The organism is Kitasatospora sp. NPDC059088, assembly GCF_042738155.1.
In the GTDB taxonomy this organism is placed as follows: Bacteria; Actinomycetota; Actinomycetes; order Streptomycetales; family Streptomycetaceae; genus Kitasatospora.
Map to the genome: position 1 here is coordinate 12484 of NZ_JBHYGR010000095.1, position 22254 is coordinate 34737.

Sequence of the window (22254 nt, forward strand, 5' to 3'; positions counted from 1 at the left end):
GACGGGCCTGGGGTGGGGGGTTCGCCGCCGGGTGCGGGATCATGGGTGGGTATCCCCGCACTCGTTCGTCGAAGGACCCGAACCGTGGCCCAGATCGTCCTCTTCCACTCCGCCCACGGCCTGAGCCCGGCCGTACGGGCCGCCGCCGACCGGCTGCGCGCCGCCGGGCACACCGTGCACACGCCGGACCTGTTCGAAGGGCGCACCTTCGACGACAACGAGGCCTCCCAGGCGTACCAGGAGGAGATCGGCGGCGGCGACGAGCTGCTCCGGCGCGCGGTCGTCGCCTCCGCCCCGCTCTCCGAGGGCGGACTGGTGTACGCCGGGATCGCGCTCGGCGGCGCGATCGCGCAGAACCTGGCGCTGGCGGACGAGAAGGCGCGCGGGCTGCTGCTCCTGCACGGCACCTCGGACCTGCGCGAGGACGCGGTGACCTCCGTCCCCGTCCAGCTGCACATGGCGGAGCCGGACCCGTTCGAGCCGGAGGACTGGCTGAACGCCTGGTACCTGCGGATGCTGCGGGCGGGCGCGGAGGTCGAGGTGCACCGCTACCAGGGCGCCGGGCACCAGTTCACCGACCCGGACCTGGACGACTACGACGCGGAGGCGGCCGAGCGGGCCTGGGCGGCGGCGCTGGACTTCCTGGCGGACCTGGAGGCGTAGCGCCGGTCGCGGTGGGCCGGGTGGCCGTGGTCCGGGTGGCTGTGGTCCGGCGCCTGTGCTCCGGTGGCCGTGCGGGTGCGGTCGGAGTGGGTGCGGTCAGGGGCGGACCGGGCCGCGGCGGGGGAGGGTCTGGCTGTAGACGACGCTGGTCGTGGTGGAGCCGAAGCCGGCCAGCGAGTCGATCAGGGTCTCCAGGTGTTCCATGGAGGTCGCGGCCACCTTGAGGGTGTAGCAGTCGTCGCCGGTGGTGCGCAGGCACTCCAGGATCTCGCGGCGCACCGAGAGCAGGTGGTGCAGCGGCTGGTGGCGGTTGCCCGGGTACTTGAGGCGGACCACGGCGAGCACCGGGTAGCCGACCTTGGAGAGGTCGACGGTGGCGTGGTAGCCGGTGATCACGCCCAGCGACTCCAGGTTCCGCACCCGCTCGGTGGTGGCCGACGGGCTGAGGTTGACCCGGCGGCCCAGCTCGCTGAGCGAGATCCGGGCCTCCTGCTGGAGCTGGTCGATGATCGCCCAGTCGGTTTCGTCGAGGTTCACGGCCATTTCGCGATTCTACCGGGGGATTCGCGGCCGGAGGCGGGTTCTGCCGTGATCATTGGGTTCCCTGCCGGATACGGCCGGGAATAGCCTCATGGCATGCAACTAGGCGTCAACGTACCGAACTTCGGGCCGGGGACCGACCCCGGCATGCTGCGCGACTGGGCGCGGGTGGTGGAGGGGCTCGGGTTCGACCTACTGATGGTGTCCGACCACGTCGCCGTGACGGCGGACGTGGCCGAACGCTACCCGGAGCCCTTCTACGACCCCTTCGCCACCCTGTCCTGGCTGGCGGGGGTGAGCGACGGGCGGATGCGGCTGGGCACCACCGTCCTGGTGATGCCGTACCGGCACCCGCTGCTGGTGGCCCGGATGGCCGCCAGCCTGCACCGGCTCAGCGGCGGGCGCTTCGTGCTCGGCGTCGGAGTCGGCTGGGCGCGGCAGGAGTTCGAGGCGCTCGGGGTGCCGTTCGGGGCGCGGGGGCGGATCACGGACGAGTACCTGCGGGCGGTGCGGGAGTCCTGGGCGGAGCAGGGGGAGGGCGCCGCCGCCCCGGTCTGGGTCGGCGGGCACAGCGAGGCGGCGATCCGACGGGTCGTCGGGTTCGGCGACGCCTGGCACCCGCTGCGGCTGCCGATGGCCCGGATGCGGGAGGTGGTGGCCCGCCACGAGCTGCCGGGCTTCGCCCCGCGGATCGCGCTGCGGCTGACCGACGGGCCGCTCGACGACCCGGACCGGCCCGCCGGGGTCGGCAGCCTGGCGCAGGTCGTCGACGACCTGCGGGAACTGCGCCAACTCGGCGCGGAGGACGTGGTGTTGGACCCGTACCATGCGGACCCGGAGCAGACCCGCCACCCCGAGACGGCGTGGCGCGCCCTGACGGCCGTGGCCGAGGAATGGAGGAGGACGGCGTGATCACGACTGCCGACGAGGCGCTGCTGCGGCGCGCGATCGACATCGCGGCCCGGGCCGTGGAGTTGGGCGACGCCCCGTACGGCTCGCTGCTGGCCGGGCCGGACGGGACGGTGCTCGCCGAGGCGCACAACACCGTCCGGCGGGACGACGACATCACGGCGCACCCGAAGTTGAAGCTCGCCCGGTGGGCGGCCCGGGAGCTGGACGGGGAGGCGGCCGCCCGCGCCACCCTGTACACCAGCTGCCAGCCGTGCGGGATGTGCGCGGGGGCGCTGGTCCGGTCGGGGATCGGGCGGGTCGTGTACGCGCTCACGACCGAGCAGTTGGTCGCGCTCAATCCGGCGTCGGGGGCCTGGCCGGTGGTGGCGCAGGAGGGGCCGGCGCTGTTCGCGGAGGCGCGGGTGCCGATCGAGGCGTACTACCGGGGGGACTGAGAGCGGGAGTTGGGGCGGCGGCCGGTCGGGCCGGCGGCCCCTCGGGGTGCGAGGGGCCGCCGGGGTGGGGGGCGCGGTGAGTGGTCAGTCGTCGTCGGAGGGGGCGCCGGTCCGGGAGCCGGACGCGGGGCCGGACGGCGGGGTCGTGCCCGTCCCGGAGCTGCTGGGTCGGGCTTCGGCGGGGCCGGGTCGGGGATGTCGGCCATCGGGAGGGACTGCTTGGGGGTGCCGCGCAGGGCGTCGTTCATGGCGTCCCGCCAGATCGGGCCCGGGCCGTCGGCGCCGAACACCTCGGTGTGGTAGTCGCCGTTGATGGTGATGTTGCGCATCTCGACGCCGCCGGCCGGGCCGCCCAGCCAGACCGCGGTGGCCAACTGCGGGGTGTAGCCGTTGAACCAGGCGGCCTTCTTGTGGTCCGAGGTGCCCGTCTTTCCCGCGATCTGCCGGCCGTCCTTCAGGTTGAGCGCGGCGCCGGTGCCCTTGTTCTCGGTCACCCCGTTCAGGACGGTGTTCATCGCCCGGGCCGTCGAGTCGGAGAACACCTTCTCGCAGTGGCCGGGCGGGGCGGGGACGTCCTTGCCCTCCACCGTGGTGATCCTGGTGATGGCGACCGGGTCGCAGTGGGTGCCCTGGGCGGCGAAGGTCGCGTAGACGTTCGCCATGGTCAGCGGGCTCATCTCCTCGACGCCCAGGGCCATCGCCGGGACCTCCTCCAGCGGCTTGCCGCTGGCCTTGGCGGTGATGCCGAACTTGTTGGCCATCTGCTTGACCGCGCAGAGGCCGATGTCCTGCTCCATCTGCACGAAGTAGGTGTTGACCGAGAGGGCCATCGCCATCTTGAGCTGGTACGGGCCCTTCTCGTTCGCGGACTCGTTGGGCACCACCGTCTTGGGACGGCCGTCGTTGCGCCACGTCCCCTCGCAGGTCTTCATCGTCGGGTATTCGAGCTTGTTCGGCGCCGAGTACTCCTGGGTCGGCGGCAGGCCCGCCTCCAGGGCCGCGGCCGCGACGATCGGCTTGAACGTGGAGCCGGGCTGGAAGCCGTTGCCGCCGCCCATCGCGAAGTCGACGTTGAGGTTGACGACGGTCTGGTTCTTCTCGGTCGCCAGGCCGTACGGGCGGGTCTGGGCCATCGCCACGATCTTGCCCGTCCCGGGCTCGACCATGGTGGCGGCGGCGGAGACGGTGTCGGTGACCTTCACGTTGCTGCTCACCGCGTTCTGGGCGGCGGCCTGCTTGTCCGGGTCCAGCGTGGTGTAGATGTTCAGGCCGCCCTTGTCCCAGAACTTCTTCCGGTCCTCGGCGGTCTTGCCGAAGGCCGGGTCCTGCTTGACCACGTGGCGGACGTAGTCGCAGAAGAAGCCCATGCCGGCCTTGGCGGTGATGCAGCCGTTCTGCGGGTCCTTGTACTTGAGGCCCAGCGGGGCCGCCTTCGCCTCCTTCGCCTGGTCGGCGGTGATGTGCTTGTTCTCCAGCATCTTGTCGATCACGGTGTCCCGGCGCTTCTGCGCGGCCACCGGGTGCAGCTTCGGGTCGTACTGGGAGGGGTTCTGCACCAGGCCGGCGAGGGTGGCGGCCTCGGCGACGGTCAGGTCCTTGTTGCTCTTGCTGAAGTAGCGCTGGGAGGCGGCCTCCACGCCGTAGGCGCCGTTCCCGTAGAAGGTGATGTTGAGGTAGTTGGTGAGGATCTGGTCCTTCGGCAGTTCCTCGTCCAGCTTGATCGCGATCTTGAGTTCCTGGATCTTGCGGCCCAGGGTCTTGCGCTGCGCCTCCTTGACGGCGTCCTTGTCGTCGCCGGCGTTCTCCACGTTGACGTTCTTCACGTACTGCTGGGTGAGGGTGGAGGCGCCCTCGGCGGCGGTGCCCTTCTCCGCGTTCTTGCCGAGCGCGCGCAGGACGCCCTTGAGGTCGACGGCGCCGTGCTCGTAGAAGCGGGCGTCCTCGATGTCCACCTGGGCGTGCCGCATGTACGGCGACATCTGGTCGGCGGGCAGGACGGTGCGGTCGCGCTCGTAGACCTTGGCGATCAGGCCGCCCTTGGCGTCGAAGACCTGGGTGGCCTGGGTGAGCGGCGGGGTCTTGAAGTCGTCGGAAATGTCGTCGAAGCCTTCCGCGGTGCTCTTCGCGGTCAGTCCGAGGCCCCCGGCGACCGGCAGCACCAGGCCCGCCAGCAGCACGCCGGACACGACGCTCACACCCACGAAGGTCGCACCGAGACGGGCCAGCCGGACCGGCGACCTGCGGGCCGGCCGGGCGTCGTCGCTGTCGGCGGAATTTCGTATCGGCGGGAGTTTCGATTCCATTCCGGAATGCTAACCGTCGTTCCTCGCTGGGCGAACGAATTTTCGGCCGGGACTGTCACGGCCTTGCAACAGATGGGTAGTGGGGCTCAGGAAGGGTGGATCGTATGCGAACTCCATGAATGTGGGGGAATTCTTTGTTGCGTACTCGAATCAATGCGCCCGGCGGGCGTGGCCTTCCCCTCCCCGGTTCCCCTCCACCACTCTGATGCGGTGGGAGGGGCGAAACGTTGCGCCCGCGCCGGGGGGAGAGCCGTCCCCGTGTCCGTTTCAACGGGCGCCGGCGGCCGCGCCGTTCACGGCGGCCCTGCGGGAGCGGGAGCGGGGGCGGCGGGGCGCGGTGACGGCGGCCTGCGGGACGATGGGTTCGTGGCAGAGCGGAGATACGAGTACGCGCCGGCGGGGACGCTGCCGGGGTTGTTGCAGCGCGGGCGGGGCCTGGGGGCACGGATGGCGGCGGAGGACCCGGCGGCCGCCGCCGAGCTGGTGTACGGCTGCGTCCGCTGGGAGTGGCGCTGGGACGCGGGGGCCGACGACCGGGACCTGTACCTGGCGCGGCTGATCCGGGACCTGGAGCTGCCGCTCGGCCCGGTGGTCGAGCTGCTGGCCGCTGGGGACGAGGAGACCCGGGACCGGGCGACCGGCGTGCTGGAGCTGCTGGTGCTCGGCGGCTCCGAGCAGGCCCGGGCGGCGCTGCCGGGGTACGTCCCGGAGGAGGAGGGCCCGGCTCCGCGGCCTCGGCAGCGGCCGCCGGACCCCTGCCCCGACCGGGACAGCGCGAGCCTGCTGGACCAGCTGCGCGACCCGGCGGTGAGCGAGGGCGTCAAGGTGACCGCGCTCCGCGCGCTGTCGCGCCGCCCGCCGGAACCCGCGCTGATCGAGCTGGTGCCCGGGCTGGGCGCCGCCGACGGCACCCGGCAGCTGCCGTACCTGCACCGGGCGCTGGAGCCGCTGGCCGAGCGGGCCGTGCCGGCCGCCCGGGAGTGGGCGGCCTCGGACCGGGAGTGGCTCGCCGGACTGGGGACGGAGGTGCTGGCCGCCCACGGCGACGAGGGCGATGTGCCGCTCCTGCTCGCCGAGCTGGAGCGGCACTGGGTGGACGGGGTCTGGTGCGGGCCGGATGGTCTGGCGCGCGGGCTGGCGAGGTTCGGGTCGGGGGCGGGCGGGGCGGTGTCGTTGCTGCGGCGGTTCTGGCTGTACACCCCGCACTCGTACGAGCGGGCCGCGTACCTGGAAGCCCTGGCGGCGCTGGGGTCGGCGGGGATGGACGAGGCGTTCACCGAGTCGCTCTGGGACTGCGAATCCGGTGCCCGGCTGTCGGGGATCGCCCACGCTCCGGAACGGCCCGAGGTGGGAGCCCGGTTGCGCTACCTGCGCGACGATCCGATGGAGGAGGGGGAGGTCCGGGCGGCCGCGGGGCGACGTCTCGCGGAGGGCCGGGCGGGCTAGAGTGGACGCGTGAACGCGTGAGTGACGGTCCGGACCCCGAGAGGCGTTCCGGGCCACCTCCATTTCCAGGGCTTTCTCCCCCTGTGACCTGCGCGTTCGCCGGCCCGCCAGATCAGCACCAGAGCCTCCGGAGGCCCCGCCTTGAGCGATCAGCCGTTCGCGCATCTGCACGTCCACACCGAGTACTCGATGCTGGACGGTGCCGCCCGGTTGAAGCAGATGTTCAAGGAGGTCGAGCGGCTGGGGCAGTCCCACGTCGCGATGACCGACCACGGCAACATGTACGGCGCCGCCGAGTTCCACCGGCAGGCGACCGAGGCCGGGATCACGCCGGTGATCGGCATCGAGGCGTACGTCGCCCCCGAGTCCCGCTCCAACACCAAGCGCATCCTGTGGGGCCAGCCGCACCAGAAGCGGGACGACGTCTCCGCGTCCGGCGCGTACACCCACAAGACCATCTGGGCCCGGAACAAGGAGGGCCTGCACAACCTCTTCAAGCTGACCTCGCGCTCCTACTCCGAGGGCTGGCTGGTGAAGTGGCCGCGGATGGACAAGGAGCTGATCTCCGAGCTGTCCGGCGGCCTGATGGCCACCACCGGCTGCCCGTCCGGCGAGGTGCAGACCCGGCTGCGGCTGGGCCAGTTCGACGAGGCGGTGAAGTCCGCGGCCGACTACCAGGACATCTTCGGCAAGGAGAACTACTTCCTGGAGCTGATGGACCACGGCCTGGACATCGAGAAGCGGGTCCGCGACGGGCTGCTGGAGATCAGCAAGAAGCTGAACATCCCGCCGGTGGTCACCAACGACTCGCACTACACCACCGAGGCCGACGCCGGCGCCCACGACCTGCTGCTCTGCGTGCAGACCGGCAAGAACCTCTCGGACCCGGACCGCTTCCGCTTCGACGGCACCGGCTACTACATCAAGTCCGCCGCCGAGATGTACGCGCTGGACTCCTCGGACGCCTGGCAGGAGGGCTGCCGCAACAGCCAGCTGCTGGTCGCCTCCCGGGTCGACACCGAGGGCATGTTCAAGTTCCGGAACCTGATGCCCCGGTTCCCGATCCCGGAGGGCTTCGAGTCCGAGGCGGACTTCTTCAAGTCCCAGGTCTGGGAGGGCATGGACTGGCGCTTCCCGAACGGGTACGACGAGGAGCACAAGAAGCTCGCCGAGTACGAGATGGACACCATCATCCAGATGGGGTTCCCGGCGTACTTCCTCGTGGTCGCCGACTTCATCATGTGGGCCAAGGGCCAGGGCATCGCGGTGGGCCCGGGCCGCGGTTCGGCGGCCGGTTCGCTGGTCGCCTACGCGATGGGCATCACCGACCTCGACCCGATCCCGCACGGCCTGATCTTCGAGCGCTTCCTCAACCCCGAGCGCATCTCCATGCCCGACGTCGACATCGACTTCGACGAGCGCCGGCGCGGTGACGTGATCCGGTACGTGACGGAGAAATGGGGGGCCGACAAGGTCGCCATGATCGTCACGTACGGCACCATCAAGGCGAAGGCCGCCATCAAGGACTCCTCCCGGGTCCTCGGCTACCCGTACGCGATGGGCGACCGGATCACCAAGGCGATGCCGCCGGACGTCATGGGCAAGGGCATCCCGCTCTCCGGCATCACGGACAGCAGCCACCCCCGCTACGGCGAGGCGGGCGAGATCCGCGGGCTGTACGAGAACGACCCGGACGTCCGGAAGGTCATCGACACCGCGCGCGGCATCGAGGGCCTGATCCGCCAGCCCGGCGTGCACGCGGCCGGCGTCATCATGTCCGCGGAGCCGCTGACCGACCACATCCCGGTCTGGACCCGGCACACCGACGGCGTCACCATCACGCAGTTCGACTACCCCACTTGCGAGGGCCTCGGCCTCCTCAAGATGGACTTCCTCGGCCTGCGCAACCTGACGATCATGGACGACGCCGTCAAGGCGATCGAGAAGAACAAGGGCGTCAAGATCAACCTGCTTGATCTGCCCCTCGACGACAAGCCGACCTACGAACTGCTCTCCCGCGGCGACACCCTCGGCGTCTTCCAGCTCGACGGCGGGCCGATGCGCTCGCTGCTGCGCCTGATGAAGCCCGACAACTTCGAGGACATCTCCGCCGTCCTCGCGCTGTACCGGCCGGGCCCGATGGGCGTCAACTCCCACACCAACTACGCGCTGCGCAAGAACGGGCAGCAGGAGATCACCCCGATCCACCCGGAGCTGGAGGAGCCCCTGGAGGAGGTGCTCCGGCCCACCTACGGCCTGATCGTCTACCAGGAGCAGGTGCAGAAGGCCGCGCAGATCCTGGCCGGCTACTCGCTCGGCCAGGCCGACCTGCTGCGCCGTGCGATGGGCAAGAAGAAGAAGGAGATCCTGGAGGCGGAGTTCGTCCCCTTCCAGAAGGGCTGCCGCGAGCGCGGCTACTCCGACGCGGCCATCCAGGCGGTGTGGGACGTCCTCGTCCCCTTCTCCGGCTACGCGTTCAACAAAGCGCACACCGCCGGGTACGGGCTGGTCTCGTACTGGACGGCGTACCTCAAGGCCAACTACCCGGCCGAGTACATGTCCGGGCTGCTCACCTCCGTCAAGGACGACAAGGACAAGTCGGCGGTCTACCTCAACGAGTGCCGCAAGATGGGCATCCAGGTGCTGCCGCCGGACGTCAACGAGTCGGACTCGGACTTCACGCCGCACGGCAGCGAGACCGTCCGGTTCGGCCTGACCGCGATCCGCAACGTCGGCGGGCCGGTGGTCGAGTCGATGATCCGCACCCGGAAGGCGAAGGGGAAGTTCGCCTCCTTCCCGGACTTCCTGGAGAAGGTGGAGTCGGTGGTCTGCAACAAGCGGACCGTCGAATCGCTGATCAAGGCCGGCTCCTTCGACTCGCTCGGGCACACCCGCAAGGGCCTGAGCGCGCAGTTCGAGCCGATGATCGACAACGTCGTCGGGGTGAAGCGCAAGGAGGCCGAGGGGCAGTTCGACCTCTTCGGCGGCGACACCGCCTCGGACGAGCCGAGCTTCGGACTGGACGTCGTGTTCTCCGAGGAGGAGTGGGAGAAGTCCTTCCTGCTCACCCAGGAGCGGGAGATGCTCGGCCTGTACGTCTCCTCGCACCCGCTGCACGGCATCGAGCACGTGCTCGCCGACAAGGCGGACTGCGCGGTCGCGGACCTCGCGGAGCGCCCGGACGGGACGATCGTCACCATCGGCGGCATCATCTCGGGCCTCCAGCGGAAGATGACCAAGCAGGGCAACGCCTGGGCGATCGCCACCGTCGAGGACCTGGCGGGCTCGATCGACTGCATGTTCTTCCCGGCGAGCTACCAGCTGGTCTCCTCCCAACTCGTCGAGGACGCCGTGGTGTTCGTGCGCGGCAAGCTGGACAAGCGGGAGGACGTGCCGCGGCTGATGGGCATGGAGCTGTCCGCCCCGGACCTCTCCAACGCCCACGCCGAGGCGCCGATCGTCATCAACATCCCGTCCGGGAAGGTCACCCCGCCGCTGGTCGCCCGGCTCAGCGAGGTGCTGACCCACCACAAGGGCACGACCGAGGTGCGGGTGCGGCTGGAGGGGCGCACCAAGACCACGGTGCTGCGGCTGGACCGGCACCGGGTGAAGTCCGACCCGGCGCTGTTCGGGGACTTGAAGCAGCTGCTCGGGCCGAGCTGCCTGGTGGTCTGACCGGGGGAAGGGTGGCGGGGCGTTCGTCAGCCCCCGCTGCCCAGCCCCGGCGGGACGGCCGTGTGGAGCGCCGAGACGAAGGCCGAGATCGCCGGGTGGGAGCCCGCGCCGGCCCGGAAGGCGGCGCGGGTGCGGCGGTACATCGGCAGCCGGGTGAGGACCACGCCGGGCGGGGGCTGGGCGGTGCCCAGGTGGGGGACCAGCGCCACCCCCTGGCCCGCGGCGACGAGTGAGAGCACCGTGGTGAAGTCGTCGATCTGGTGCCGGATCCGGGGCGCGAAGCCCGCCGCCTCGCAGGCACGGACGGCCATGGTGTGGCAGAGCGTGCCCGGCGGGGAGGTGATCCACGGCGCGCCGCGCTGCTCGGCGAGCACCGCCGGGGCGCGGGCGGCCAGGTACATCGGCTCGGTGAAGACCGGGCGGGTCACGGCCAGGCCCGGTTCCGGGTCGGCCGGGACGAGGTCGTACTCGTGCACCAGCGCCACGTCCAGCTCGCCCGCGCGCAGCGCCGCGCCGACGGCCGCCGGGTCCACCTCGGTGACCATCGGCTCCAGCCCCGGGTGCCAGGAGGCCAGCCCGGCGAGCACCGCCGGGATGATCGCGCGGGCCGCCGAGGGGTAGGTGCCGATCCGCAGCGGACCGGCCAACCCCCTTTTGGCGTGGGCGAGTTCGGCGTCCGCCTGTTCCAGCAGGGCGAGTACGGACTCGGCGTGGCGGACCAGGCCCCGCCCGGCCGGGGTGAGGGTGACCCGCCGCCCGGTGCGCTCCAGCAGCGGGACGCCGGCCTCCTTCTCCAGGACGGACAGCTGCTGGGACACCGCCGAGGCGCTGAACGACAGGGCCTCGGCGACGGCCGCGATGGTGCCGAGGTGGGCGAGTTCGCGCAGCAGGCGCAGACGTCGGACATCGAGCATCGGCCCAGCTTACGAGAAGCGTCGGAAATGTGAACTGGACCCGGGCGATCACCGGACCGCAGGATCGTCGGTATGGAACTCAAGGGCATCCACGTCCCCCTGATCACCCCCTTCGCCGCCGACGGCTCCGTCGCCCTCGACGCGCTGGAGAAGCTCGCGCACGAGGTCCTGGACGCCGGGGCGGCCGGCCTGGTCGCGCTCGGCACCACCGGCGAGCCCGCCGCGCTCACCGCCGAGGAGCGGGACGCGGTGGTCGACGTCGCCGCGGCCGCCTGCGCCGCGCGCGGGGCCCAGCTGACCGTCGGTGCCTCCGGCGGCGACACCCGGGCCGTCGGCGAGGCGCTGGCCGTGCTCGGCGCGCGGGTGCCGGGGGCGGCGGCGCTGGTCACCACGCCCGCCTTCGTCCGGGCCGGCGAGGCCGGGACGGTCGCGCACTTCCGGGCCCTGGCCGCGGGCAGCCCGTTGCCGCTGGTCGTCTACCACATCCCGTACCGCACCGGGCAGCAGCTCTCCACCGCCGCGCTGCGCGAACTGGCCGCGATCGAGGGCGTGGTGGGCGTCAAGTACGCGACCGGCGGGCTGGACCAGACGGCGGCCGAACTGCTCGCCGAGGCCCCCGCCGGGTTCGCCTTCCTCACCGGGGAGGACGCCTTCCTGTCGCCGATGCTGGCGCTGGGCGCGGCCGGCGGCATCCTCGCCTCCGCGCACCTGGCGACCGCCCGCTTCGTCGAGCTGTACGAGGCCTGGCGGGCCGGGGACGTCGAGCGGGCCCGGGAGCTGGGGCACCGGCTGACCGGGCTGGCGCTGTCCGCCTTCACGGCGCCGAACCCGACGGTGACCAAGGGCGTGCTGCACGCCCAGGGGCGGATCCCGACCCCGGACGTGCGGCTGCCGCTGCTGCCGGCCGGGGAGGCGGAGGTCGCGGCCGCGCTGGCCCTCGCCAATGGTCTGGACCACTGAGGGCTGTCCGGAGCCCCTCTCACACCGTGGAATACCAGGTCGCCCCACCCGCGTGACAAGGCATGATGGGCAGAGTGCGGCTGTAGACAGCACCATTCAGAGGAGTAGTCGGAATGAAGATCGGCATTGTCGGTGCCACCGGCCAGGTCGGCAGCGTGGTCCGCGAGATCCTGGCCGAGCGGGCTGGTCGTGAAGGCGGACTGGGCCCGGTGGAGCAGCTGCGGCTGTTCGCCTCGGCCCGTTCGGCCGGGCGCACGCTGCCCTGGCAGGGCACCGAGGTCACCGTCGAGGACGCTGCCACGGCCGACTACACCGGCCTGGACATCGTGATCTTCTCGGCCGGCGGCTCCACCTCCAAGGCCCTGGCCCCCAAGGTCGCCGCCTCCGGAGCCGTCGTCATCGACAACTCCTCCGCCTGGCGCCGTGACCCCGAGGTCCCGCTGGTCGTCTCCGAGGTCAACCCGGAGGCCATCGCCGACCGCCCCAAGGGGATCATCGCCAACCCCAACTGCACCACCATGGCCGCCATGCCCGTGCTGCGCCCGCTGCACGAGGAGGCGGGGCTCGCCGCCCTGGTCGTCTCCACCTACCAGGCCGTCTCCGGCAGCGGCGTCGCCGGTGTCGCCGAACTCCAGGACCAGGCCGCCAAGGTCGTGGACGGCGCCTCCGCGCTCGCCCACGACGGCTCCGCCGTCGAGTTCCCCGAGCCCAAGGTCTACCGGCGGCCGATCGCCTTCAACGTGGTGCCGCTGGCCGGCTCCATCGTCGAGGACGGCTCCAACGAGACCGACGAGGAGCAGAAGCTCCGCCACGAGAGCCGCAAGATCCTCGGCATCCCCGGGCTCAAGGTCGCCGGCACCTGCGTGCGCGTCCCGGTCTTCTCCGGCCACTCGCTGCAGATCAACGCCCGCTTCGAGCGCCCGATCAGCCCCGAGCGCGCCGCCGAGCTGCTCGCCGCCGCCCCCGGCGTCGAGCTGTCCGAGATCCCCACCCCGCTCCAGGCCGCCGGCCAGGACCCGAGCTACGTGGGCCGGATCCGGGCCGACGAGACGGTGGAGCACGGCCTGTCGCTGTTCGTCTCCAACGACAACCTGCGCAAGGGCGCGGCGCTCAACGCCGTCCAGCTCGCCGAGCTGGTCGCCGCCGAGCTCAAGGGCTGACCCGGGTCAACCCCGCGTGACGTTTGGCGGGCCCCGTCGTTGAACGGGGCCCGCCTTCGTGTTTCTTTGCGACTCATTGGGGCGGCTGTTGCGTGACCGGGACATCCGCCGAGGTTCGGGCCCCGAACCATGGGGAAAAGGTGACCCAACGATCGGGCGGTCAGGGGGCCCCTCACCCCGCACGCCGGGTCGACGGGCGGACCGCCCACCCAGACCGACCATCGAGGGCGAGCGGAAAGAGGTGCGCGGATGGACCGCTGTGTCGTCCTGGTGGATGCCGGATACCTGTTGGGCGCCGCCGCCAGCCTGCTCGCCGGAGACCCCTCCCGCTCCAAGGTCACCGTCGACCACACCGCGCTGATCAGCGCCCTGCGCGAACGCGCCGAGGCCGAGACCGGGCTGCCGCTGCTGCGGATCTACTGGTTCGACGCGGCCCCCGACCGCCGCCCGATGCCCGAGCACCGGCGGCTGCGGGTGCTGCCCCGGGTCACCGTGCGGCTGGGCGCCCTCACCCGGGCCGAGGGGCGCTGGGTGCAGAAGGGCGTCGACGCCGCGATGCACGCCGAGCTCTCCGAACTCGCCCGCAACCGGGCCTGCGCGGACGTCGTCCTGATCACCGGCGACGGGGACCTGCTGCCCGGCATGATGACCGCCAAGGAGCACGGCGTGGCCGTGCACCTGTGGGCGTTGCAGGCCGCCGACGGGGACTTCAACCAGTCCGAGGACCTGGTCGGCGAGGCCGACGAGCGGCGGGTCCTGGACCGCGAGTGGATCGAGGGGTCCTTCTCGCTGCGCGACCACTCCACCGTCTTCCCGGCGCCCGGGACGGGCGGCGCCCGGCAGGAGATCGCCAAGATCCTCGCCGCCCCGCCGGCCCCGCTGCCCAGCGTGGTGCCCCCCGGCGTGCGGCCGGCCGCCGCCGAGGCGGGGCCCGAGGAGCCCGCCGTCAACGGGCGGCCCCAGCCGGCCACCGCCCTGCGGGTGGTGCCCACCCCGAAGGACCTCGCCGGGCGGGTCTCGGCCGTCACCCAGATCACCGCGGCGGCGAACGGGCACGCCAACGGGCACGCCAACGGACACGCCGCGGCCGGGCAGGCCACCAACGGGCAGGTGGCCGGCGGACCGGTGCTGCGGTGGTCCTCCGACCGGGGCTGGGTCGACCGGCCCGCCCCCGAGCCCTCCGTCACCGCCGGGGACGGCCTGCCCACGCTGGCCCAGCTCACCACCGCCGAACAGCGCTGGGCCGACCGCGAGGAGGACATCACCACCATCGGCGGCGACGCCCACGAGGTCGGGCAGGTCTTCGCCCGCCGCTGGAGCGACCGCCTCGGCGACCTCGAACGGCTCACCCTGCTCTGGCCCGACTACCCGCGCATCCCGCACCGGGTCGACGGCGAGCTGCTGCGCTACGCGGCCCGCTTCGGACTGCTCGCCCACAAGGACGACCAGATCGACGAGCACGACCGCTACGCCATCCGGGCGGGGTTCTGGAAGGAACTGGCGGTCCGGGTCCCGGGCGGGTCGATGGTGGTGGACGACTGACGCGCCCCGGCGGGCTCCGGCTTCCCCCGGCTTCCGCCTGGCTTCCCCCGGCGATCGGGCCTCGGCGATCGGCCCCCGTTGTCCGGTTCGCCCGTGTGAGCGCGTAAAGTCTCCGGTCGTGGAAGAGACGGCCGGGCGAGCACCCCAGGACACCCCCGCGCCGTGCGTCGCCGTACGCGAACTGGTCCGGACCTACCGCACCGGACGTGGCGCCGCCGCCACCGAGATCCGGGCCAACGACGGGATCAGCCTGACCGTCCGCGCGGGCGAGGTCTTCGGGCTGCTCGGCCCCAACGGCGCCGGGAAGTCCACCCTCGTCCGCCAGCTCACCGGCCTGCTGCGGCCGGACTCCGGCACCGTCGAACTGCTCGGGCACGACATCGTGCGGCACCCGGAGCGGGCCGCCCGGCTGCTCGGCTACCTCGGGCAGGAATCCACCGCGCTGGACGAGCTGACCGTCGCGCTGGCCGCCGAGACCACCGGACGGCTGCGCGGGCTCTCGCGCGCGGCGGCCCGCGGCGCGGCCGCGGACGTCCTCACCGAACTCGGGCTGGAGCCGATCGCCGCCCGGCCGCTGGCCAAGCTGTCCGGCGGGCAGCGGCGGCTCGCCTGCTTCGCGGCCACCCTGGTGGGGGAGCGGCCGCTGCTCGTCCTGGACGAACCCACCACCGGCATGGACCCGGTCGCCCGGCGGGCCGTCTGGTCGGCCGTCGACCGGCGGCGGGCCGAGCACGGGACGACGGTGCTGCTGGTCACCCACAACGTGATCGAGGCGGAGACCGTGCTCGACCGGGTCGCCGTGATCGACGAGGGCCGGGTGATCGCCTGCGACACGCCCGGCGGACTCAAGGCCCTGGTGGACGGCGACGTCCGGCTCGACCTGGTCTGGCGGGACGAGGCGCCGATCGGCGTCCCCGCCGTCGCCGAACTGGCCGCGCGCGCCGAACGCACCGGACGCCGCTGGACCGTCCGCACCACCCCCGAGCAGGCCCGCGAACTGGTCGCCGCCGTCACCACCGGCCCGGCCTTCGCCGCCCTCGACGACTTCACCCTCGCCACCCCGAGCCTTGAGGACGCCTACCTCAAGCTGGGCGGCCGCCACGGAGGACTGGCCAAGTGACGCTGCTCTCGGTGCCCCCGCAGACCGGCCGGTCCACGGCCGGCGCCGCCCCGCTCGCCCCCGCCGCCCGGCTGCTGCCCGCCCTCGCCGCGGTGTACCGGGCGCAGCTCACCCGGGCGAAGGTCGCGCGGATCCCGCTGCTGTTCGTGGCCACCTTCCAGTCCGTCGGCATCCTGGTGATGATGCGGGGCGTCGTGGACGGCGGGCAGACCTCGGCGGCGCGGTCGGTGGTCGCCGGGTCGAGCGTGCTGGTGGTGGCGTTCGTCGCGCTCAACCTGCTGGCCCAGTACTTCGGGAAGCTCCGCGCCACCGGCGGCCTCGACCACTACGCGACGCTGCCCGTCCCGGCCGCCTCGGTGGTGCTCGGCGCGGCCGCCGCGTACGCCTCGTTCACGCTGCCCGGCACGCTCGTCACGGCGGGCATCGGCGCGGTGATGTTCGGGCTGCCGCTCGGACAGCTGTGGGTGCTGCTCGCCGTGGTACCGCTCGCCGGGGCCGCGCTGTCCGGGCTGGGCGCGGCCTGCGGGCTGCTGGCGCCGCGGCAGGAGATCGCGACGATGCTGGGGCAGCTCGGCATGTCGGCGGCGCTGCTGCTCGGCGTGCTGCCGGTCGACCACCTGCCGCAGCCGGTGCTGTGGCTGCGCGACCTGCTGCCGTCGACGTACGGGGTGGAGGCGTTCGCGCGGACCTTCGCGCCGGCCCCGGACTGGGGGATGGTGCTCGCCGACCTCGGGGTCTGCGCGGGGGTGGGCGTGGTGTCGCTGGCCCTGGCCACCTGGGCGTACCGGCGGGCCGTCGCGCGGTAGGGCGCGCCTTCCGGATCTTGCCGGGTGGGTGGTGCGGTGGGCGGTGCGGCCGTTCGGACGGACGTCGTGAAACGATGGGACCCGTGACCGTACCGAACACACCTCCGGAACCCGCCCGCGCCGACGTGCCGGCCGAGCCGGGAGCCGTACCCGACCCGTTCGCACCGCCGCCGGCCTCCGACCAGGAGCCGCCCGCCGGCCTGCCCGCCGTGCCGCCCGCGGGCGTGCACCGGGTGCCGGACGAGCTGCGGATCGGCGCCGGGGTGGTGCTGGTGTGCCTGCTGGCCGGACTGGCGATGGCCGGGCTGTGGGCCTGGCTGGCGCCCAAGGTGCCGCTGGTCGTGGACGGCGACCGGATCCTCTACGTGGACCCCGAGGGCGAGCAGCGGGCCGGTGCCGACGCGGTGTTCGTGCTGATCGGGCTGGGCGCCGGCATCCTCACCGCGCTCGGCGCCTTCCTGGTGACCCGCAAGCGCGGCGGCGGGATCGCGGTCGCGCTGGGGCTGGCGATCGGCGGACTGCTCGGCTCGTACGGGGCCTGGAAGCTCGGCCGCTGGCTCGGGCCGAGCGACAACCTGATCGGCGAGGCCCGGCGGGTCGGCAACGGCGGGCACTTCGACGCGAGCATCGACCTGGGGGCGCTGGGCGCGCTGCTGGTGTGGCCGATGGCGGCGATGGTGGTGCTGCTGGCGCTGTCGGCGGCGTTCGGGAAGCGGGAGGAGGACCCGCCGCCGTACTGGGGGGTGCCGGCGGGGTCGTACGGGGACCCTGCGGGGCCTCCTGCGGAGACGCCGGTGGACGCCGGGCAGGTCGCTCCGGCGGAGACGGCTCCGGTCGATGCCGCTCCGGCGCCGGAGGAGCGGCGGCAGGGCTGAGTGCTTGAGCGGGGCGGAGGGGCGACGGCCGGGTACAGGCCAGGGCCCTCCGCCCCGTGAAGAATCCCCGTGCCCCCTTTGGGGGTGCGGGGATCCTGTTCGTTCAGCGGGCGATCGGGGCGGTGCGGGCGCGGGTGAGGGCGATCAGGTCGGCGGGGGCCAGTTCCACTTCGAGGCCTCGGCGGCCCGCCGACACGTAGACGGTGGGGTGGGTGAGGGCGCTGGCGTCGACCACGGTGCGCAGCGGGCGGCGCTGGCCGAGCGGGGAGATGCCGCCGAGGACGTAGCCGCTGCTGCGTTCGGCGGCGGCCGGGTCGGCCATCGCGGCGCGCTTGCCGCCGACGGCCGTGGCCAGGGCCTTGAGGTCGAGCTGGCCGGCGACCGGGACGACGCCGACGGTGAGGGTGCCGTCCACGTCGGCGACCAGGGTCTTGAAGACCCGTTCGGCGGCCACGCCCAGGGCCTCGGCGGCCTCGCCGCCGTAGGAGGCGGCGGCTGGGTCGTGCGCGTAGGCGTGGACGGTGTAGGGGACGGCGGCGGTCTCCAGGGCGACGGTCGCGGGCGTGCCCTGGCCGCCCTTCTTCGGCTTCTTGGCCATGGGTGGGCGGTCCTCGGTCAGTTGGGGCTGAACGACTGGCGGGTGAGGTCGACCGCGGGCAGCGAGGGCAGCCAGCTGAGCACCGCGCTCTCGCGGCGCAGCAGGTCGAGCTCGGTGCGCAGCCGCTGGGCGGTGTCGGGGCAGGCGAGCAGCTGCTGCTTGACCGGGGTCTCGAACACCGAGGCGGCGGCGACCAGGTAGGAGAGCACCTGGGGGTCGTCCGGGAGCTGCTGGCGGCCGTGGGTGCTGGCCTCGCGGGCTCCCGCCAGGCGCTTCTGGTAGACCCGGAAGGCCCGCTCGACCTCGGCGGCGAGCGCGCCGGAGCCCTCGCCGGGGCGCTCCTCGACCAGCTCGACCTCACCGGTCAGGTACAGGCCGCCGACGTCGACCGAGCTGATCCGGAACCGGGTGGTGCCGGTGACCAGCAGCTCGTAGCGCCCGTCGGGCTGGGGCTGGACGGAGGAGACGTCGGCGACGCAGCCGAGGTGGTACATCGCCTCCAGCGGATCCCCGGTGACGGTGCCCAGGCCGTCCAGCGGCCCGGCCGGGCCCTCCTCGGCCGGCCGGACCGGGGCGGTCTCGCGGCCGTCCTTGATGGCGAGCACGCCGAAGCGGCGCGGCTCGTCCTCGGGCTGTTCGAGCAGATCGGCGACGAGCCGGCGGTATCGCTCCTCGAAGACGTTCAGGGGCAGCACCAGGCCCGGGTAGAGCACGGTGTTCAGCGGGAAGAGCGGCAGCCGTTCTGTCACGGCGGACAGCGTAGTTCTTCGGGGCCGGGCTTTGTCGCGCAGTAACCGCAGCCCCGCCCCGCGGACACGCACCGTGTTCACGCGGTGGCGACCAGCCCGCCCCCGCGCAAGGCCGCGCGGGCACGGGCGGCGCCGCCGGGCGTGGCTGCGGCGCCACTGCCGATCGTGAGGGTCCTGGCGCCGCCGAGGCCCGCACACGGGCGGCAGATGCCGGGGCGGGGTACCGGGTCGTGGCACTTGGCGCACTCCGCGGGTGTGGCCTGAGGTGCACGGGCGGGCGGCAGCTTGCGTTGGAGGCGGTCGCGCAGGATCGCCACCGGGGAGTGCAGCGGCGAGGGCAGGCCGGGAAGCAGGGCGTGGGCCAACTCGGCCGCCGTGCTGCCGCGTTCCAGCCACTGGGCGACGAGCGGTGCCAGTTGCTGCGCCTCGGCCGCGCCGAGGCGCAGCCGGGGCTCGGGCCGGATCGCGCGGAAGAGTGCGGACACCGCCCTGCGGGTCTGCTCGTCCGCTCGCGTCAACTGGGCGGGGAGGGTGGGTACTTCTCCCGGGTCCTTTACTACAGGACTGTCAGGCGGACCGGCCTCGGGCTCACCGGGGTCCGAGGAGCGGGCACTCGGTGACGCCGGTCGCTGCGGGGCGTCGTACACGTGCACATCGGTACGGAGCGTGCCGTCGGGCATCCGGACCGTCTCGACCCGGTAGTACCCGGCGTCCTTGAGCTCGTTGAGCGCCCTGCGGACGGCGCCGCGCCCCTGCGGGCTGCTGTCGGCCGTGTGCCGTCCGTCCTCGCGCCAGCCGTCGGGGCGGGAGAGGAGATCGGAGAGGAGGCCCCGGGCGGTGTAGCTGAGGCGACGGTCCTGGAGGAGGCCGTTCGGAAGTACGGTGAAACAGCGCGCGTGGGCGCTACGATGAATCTGCATGGGGAGTGTGTGCTCCTGGTGCCAGACCCCGGGGTGTTCCAGCACCGCCGGGGTCTTCTATGTTCTGTTGATGATGCGGAAAGTAGCACAGTCGCTACACGGAGTGCCAACCATTCGGGGGAATCCGCAGTTGGGAGGGACAGGCGACGGTGAGGTCTGCCTGACGGCACCCGAAGCGATCCAGCGGTATGGCCGAAGGTGCCTAGCGCACCACGGGGATCTCCCCGGAGCGCCAGTCGGCCAGCCGCTTGCGGATGTTCGACACCATCGGCAGCCCGTCCGTCTCGTCCGGGGTGAACCACGCCACCTCGTGGGACTCATCGGACACCCGCAACTCCCCACCGAGCGGGCGTCCGAGGAGGCAGATCGAGAACTCCTGGCGGACCTCGCCATCGTCGTAGGCGAAGACGTGGCCGGGGTCGGTGTAGGTGCCGACGATCCCGGTGATCTCGATATCGATGCCGGTCTCCTCGCGCGTCTCGCGGACACCGCAACCGGCGAGCGACTCACCGATGTCCATCTTGCCGCCGGGCAGGGCCCACATCCCGTTGTCGGTCCGGCGCTGGAGCAGAACGCGGCCCGCGCCGTCGACCACGACGACGGAAGCGGCCGGGACCAGCGAGTTCGCCTTGGGGGCGTTCGGGTCGTCCTCGTAATCACGCCTGGGCACGATCCACCACCTCTGCTGCCGGGACCGATACATCCCGCCCCTTCGCCCACAAGTCCTCGATGTGGCCCGCGAAGCGATCGAATACGCCGTCGTCCTGGGCCCGCCTGAGGTGCATCATCGGAGCGTCATGGCCGATCCTACCCGGCAGCAGCGATGTGACGATCATGTCGTCGTCGAAGCGGAAGACGCTCAGTGAGACGTGTGCGGTCTCGTATCGCGCCTCGATCGGCGTGTCCCGTAGCTTGGCCAGCTCGGACAGGGTGACCTCGATCCGGGTCGAAAGGCTCAGCGGCACGCCCTCCTCCAGCTCCCGCTGACGGGTGACCGGATGTCCGGGCTCACCAAGAATGAAGCGAACCTGGACGCCGGCCTCCGCCTTCTGCCGTAGCAGGCCGCCGAAGTTCGCGTGCTCCAGCCAAAGGAAGTAGTTGGTGTACCCGGCGAACGTCATCTCCCGAGTTGCCCCCCTTATCAACTGACGCCACAGCGAAGCCGGCGCTGCCGACCGGTACGGGTACATCTGCACCAGCTCCCGATCTGGCCCCGACTTCACGAGTTGCTGTACGGATGGCCAGAGCACGGCTTCCTCCTCACCCAGGGCCTTACTGGCGGCTGAGCGATGTCGAGCATGGGGCTCGCGCGAGGGGTTGGCGAGCCACCGGTCGACGGTCTTGGGATCGACCCCGCACACACGCGCGAGCCTGGACGAGGTCATGTTGGCACGGGCCATTGCGTCACGGAGCGGGCTGTTCACCGACCGACCTTCCACGTTGGGGACGTTTCAAGGTCTACCAGTCAGACGTCCTAAACGTCCCGAAAACGCGGTATGACGTCCTGTCAGAGTGCCCGACGATTCGAGCGTGACAGATGCGCAGCCTTTCAGCTGCTTCCTCTCCCTTTCGAGGACCCCATGCTCACTGCCCACCGCCCCCGCACATTCGCCGCCCGTCTCGATTCCTGCGTCGAATCCACGCCCCTGGCCCGGCACTTGATCCGGGCCTACCTCTGCGCGCTCCCCGCCGGTGACCGATACTGCGATGTCGCCGAACTTCTCCTCGGCGAACTCTTCGCCAATGCTGTCCAGCACGCCGACGCCCCCGACGACCGCCTCATCGAGATCCGGTTCGCCGTCAGCGGCGACCTTCTGCGCCTCGAAGTCCACGACGCCGGATCCGGGCGGCCCTCCGTCCGCTCCGCCTCCTTGGAGGAGGAGTGCGGGCGTGGGCTGTTCCTCGTCAACGAGCTGGCCGAGCGTTGGGGTTGCTGCCCCCGGGCCGGCGGGGTCGGCAAGTTCGTCTGGGCCCTCATTGCTCCCGCCTTCGCCCTCGTCTGAAAGCCCGCTCCCGATGCTGCCTCCGCTGCCGACCCTCGCCCGGCACGCCCTCGACCGAGGCCACACCCCCGCCGAGACCTACGCCCTTCTGGCCCGCCGCACCGGCGAACCCCTCCCCGCCGCCCGCGCCGTCTGCCTCGCCCTCGCCATCCCCCTCGCCGAGACCACCATCCGCCTCGACGAGTGCTACGACGCCCTCCTCGCCGACCCCCGCCCCGGCACCGAGGCCGACACCGGCGAACTCCTCGAAGCCCTCGGCGTCTTCGACGTCCCCAAGGACCTCACTGCCACCGAACTCGCCGTCGTCGACCACTTCCTCACCGCCATCGACGCCCTCGGCGGCATCCGCCCCGGCCACCAACACGGCCTCGCCCGCTGGTTCACCACCGGCAACCTCACCGCCGCCTACCTCTCCCTCACCGCCGCCCACCCCCGCCCCACCACCGGCAACCCCACCCAGTACTGGACCACCCTCGTCACCGCCGGCGAACTCCTCACCACCACCCCCACCCCCGACCCCCGCATCAAAACCGCCCTCACCCACTGCCGCAGCCAAGCCGCCACCTGGTAGGCACCGGAAGTCGACCCCGCCGACTTCCTGCGCAGGAGTCGTCGCCGCTTCGGCCTTTGCCGA

21 protein-coding genes are annotated in these 22254 nt (G+C 72.3%); 13 read left to right on the top strand and 8 right to left on the bottom strand.

Annotation, left to right across the window (positions count from 1 at the left end; translation table 11 throughout):
- Nucleotides 1-84: 84 nt before the first annotated feature.
- Nucleotides 85-663, top strand: a complete 579-nt coding sequence (locus ACFWXO_RS32205) for a dienelactone hydrolase family protein (RefSeq protein WP_380528278.1) — start codon at nt 85-87, stop codon at nt 661-663.
- A 96-nt stretch (nt 664-759) separates the two neighbouring features.
- Here the strand turns inward: ACFWXO_RS32205 and ACFWXO_RS32210 are convergent, their stop codons facing one another.
- A complete protein-coding gene (locus ACFWXO_RS32210; RefSeq protein ID WP_380528280.1) occupies nt 760-1206 on the bottom strand; it encodes an Lrp/AsnC family transcriptional regulator in 447 nt (148 codons plus the stop codon).
- Nucleotides 1207-1299: 93 nt separating this feature from the next.
- On the opposite strand from ACFWXO_RS32210, the gene ACFWXO_RS32215 reads away from it, so the two are divergent.
- Together ACFWXO_RS32215 and ACFWXO_RS32220 are read left to right on the top strand one after the other, a co-directional pair.
- Nucleotides 1300-2115, top strand: coding sequence for an LLM class flavin-dependent oxidoreductase (locus tag ACFWXO_RS32215; RefSeq protein ID WP_380528282.1), 816 nt, complete (start codon nt 1300-1302; stop codon nt 2113-2115).
- Nucleotides 2112-2549: a nucleoside deaminase gene (locus ACFWXO_RS32220; protein WP_380528284.1), complete on the top strand. Its 438-nt coding sequence runs from the start codon at nt 2112-2114 to the stop codon at nt 2547-2549. Before ACFWXO_RS32215 ends, ACFWXO_RS32220 begins: the two co-directional genes overlap by 4 nt.
- Here ACFWXO_RS32220 and ACFWXO_RS32225 read toward each other — a convergent pair.
- Nucleotides 2534-4852 carry a transglycosylase domain-containing protein gene (locus tag ACFWXO_RS32225; protein WP_380528286.1) on the bottom strand — a complete coding sequence of 773 codons (2319 nt, stop codon included), beginning with the start codon at nt 4850-4852 and terminating at the stop codon, nt 2534-2536. The two genes, ACFWXO_RS32220 and ACFWXO_RS32225, sit on opposite strands and share 16 nt — an antisense overlap.
- A gap of 366 nt (nt 4853-5218) precedes the next feature.
- Between ACFWXO_RS32225 and ACFWXO_RS32230 the strand changes: the two genes are divergently transcribed.
- Both ACFWXO_RS32230 and dnaE read left to right on the top strand, forming a co-directional pair.
- On the top strand, nt 5219-6298 hold the full coding sequence (locus ACFWXO_RS32230) for a hypothetical protein (protein WP_380528288.1): 1080 nt from the start codon (nt 5219-5221) through the stop codon (nt 6296-6298).
- Between the two features lie 141 nt (nt 6299-6439).
- Nucleotides 6440-9973: a DNA polymerase III subunit alpha gene (gene dnaE / locus ACFWXO_RS32235; protein WP_380528290.1), complete on the top strand. Its 3534-nt coding sequence runs from the start codon at nt 6440-6442 to the stop codon at nt 9971-9973.
- A 26-nt stretch (nt 9974-9999) separates the two neighbouring features.
- Here the strand turns inward: dnaE and ACFWXO_RS32240 are convergent, their stop codons facing one another.
- On the bottom strand, nt 10000-10887 hold the full coding sequence (locus tag ACFWXO_RS32240) for a LysR family transcriptional regulator (RefSeq protein ID WP_380528292.1): 888 nt from the start codon (nt 10885-10887) through the stop codon (nt 10000-10002).
- 72 nt (nt 10888-10959) lie between these two features.
- Here ACFWXO_RS32240 and ACFWXO_RS32245 point away from each other — a divergent pair, with 72 nt between their 5' ends.
- The 6 genes from ACFWXO_RS32245 to ACFWXO_RS32270 all read left to right on the top strand — a co-directional run bounded on the left by ACFWXO_RS32245 (nt 10960) and on the right by ACFWXO_RS32270 (nt 17350).
- On the top strand, nt 10960-11847 hold the full coding sequence (locus ACFWXO_RS32245; protein WP_380528294.1) for a dihydrodipicolinate synthase family protein: 888 nt from the start codon (nt 10960-10962) through the stop codon (nt 11845-11847).
- Nucleotides 11848-11960: 113 nt separating this feature from the next.
- Nucleotides 11961-13007, top strand: a complete 1047-nt coding sequence (locus ACFWXO_RS32250; protein ID WP_380528295.1) for an aspartate-semialdehyde dehydrogenase — start codon at nt 11961-11963, stop codon at nt 13005-13007.
- 249 nt (nt 13008-13256) lie between these two features.
- Complete coding sequence (locus ACFWXO_RS32255) at nt 13257-14549, top strand: NYN domain-containing protein (RefSeq protein ID WP_380528297.1); 1293 nt, start codon at nt 13257-13259, stop codon at nt 14547-14549.
- A 118-nt stretch (nt 14550-14667) separates the two neighbouring features.
- Complete coding sequence (locus ACFWXO_RS32260) at nt 14668-15669, top strand: ABC transporter ATP-binding protein (protein ID WP_380528299.1); 1002 nt, start codon at nt 14668-14670, stop codon at nt 15667-15669.
- On the top strand, nt 15666-16475 hold the full coding sequence (locus ACFWXO_RS32265; RefSeq protein ID WP_380528301.1) for an ABC transporter permease: 810 nt from the start codon (nt 15666-15668) through the stop codon (nt 16473-16475). Before ACFWXO_RS32260 ends, ACFWXO_RS32265 begins: the two co-directional genes overlap by 4 nt.
- An 83-nt stretch (nt 16476-16558) precedes the next feature.
- The gene (locus ACFWXO_RS32270) at nt 16559-17350 is read left to right on the top strand and encodes a hypothetical protein (RefSeq protein ID WP_380528303.1); all 792 of its coding nucleotides are present in this window, start codon (nt 16559-16561) and stop codon (nt 17348-17350) included.
- A gap of 103 nt (nt 17351-17453) precedes the next feature.
- Here ACFWXO_RS32270 and ybaK read toward each other — a convergent pair whose 3' ends face one another.
- The 5 genes from ybaK to ACFWXO_RS32295 form a co-directional block, all read right to left on the bottom strand.
- The gene (gene ybaK / locus ACFWXO_RS32275) at nt 17454-17948 is read right to left on the bottom strand and encodes a Cys-tRNA(Pro) deacylase (protein WP_380407525.1); all 495 of its coding nucleotides are present in this window, start codon (nt 17946-17948) and stop codon (nt 17454-17456) included.
- Between the two features lie 17 nt (nt 17949-17965).
- Nucleotides 17966-18697, bottom strand: a complete 732-nt coding sequence (locus ACFWXO_RS32280; RefSeq protein WP_380528306.1) for an LON peptidase substrate-binding domain-containing protein — start codon at nt 18695-18697, stop codon at nt 17966-17968.
- Nucleotides 18698-18774: 77 nt separating this feature from the next.
- On the bottom strand, nt 18775-19617 hold the full coding sequence (locus ACFWXO_RS32285; protein ID WP_380528308.1) for a hypothetical protein: 843 nt from the start codon (nt 19615-19617) through the stop codon (nt 18775-18777).
- Between the two features lie 202 nt (nt 19618-19819).
- Nucleotides 19820-20287 (bottom strand): NUDIX hydrolase, encoded by a 468-nt coding sequence (locus ACFWXO_RS32290; RefSeq protein WP_380528310.1) that lies wholly within the window; start codon nt 20285-20287, stop codon nt 19820-19822.
- Nucleotides 20274-21041, bottom strand: coding sequence for an XRE family transcriptional regulator (locus ACFWXO_RS32295; protein WP_380528312.1), 768 nt, complete (start codon nt 21039-21041; stop codon nt 20274-20276). Before ACFWXO_RS32295 ends, ACFWXO_RS32290 begins: the two co-directional genes overlap by 14 nt.
- A gap of 156 nt (nt 21042-21197) precedes the next feature.
- Between ACFWXO_RS32295 and ACFWXO_RS32300 the strand changes: the two genes are divergently transcribed.
- Both ACFWXO_RS32300 and ACFWXO_RS32305 read left to right on the top strand, forming a co-directional pair.
- Nucleotides 21198-21620: an ATP-binding protein gene (locus ACFWXO_RS32300; RefSeq protein ID WP_380528314.1), complete on the top strand. Its 423-nt coding sequence runs from the start codon at nt 21198-21200 to the stop codon at nt 21618-21620.
- Nucleotides 21621-21633: 13 nt separating this feature from the next.
- On the top strand, nt 21634-22191 hold the full coding sequence (locus tag ACFWXO_RS32305; RefSeq protein WP_380528316.1) for a hypothetical protein: 558 nt from the start codon (nt 21634-21636) through the stop codon (nt 22189-22191).
- The last annotated feature ends 63 nt before the right edge of the window (nt 22192-22254 follow it).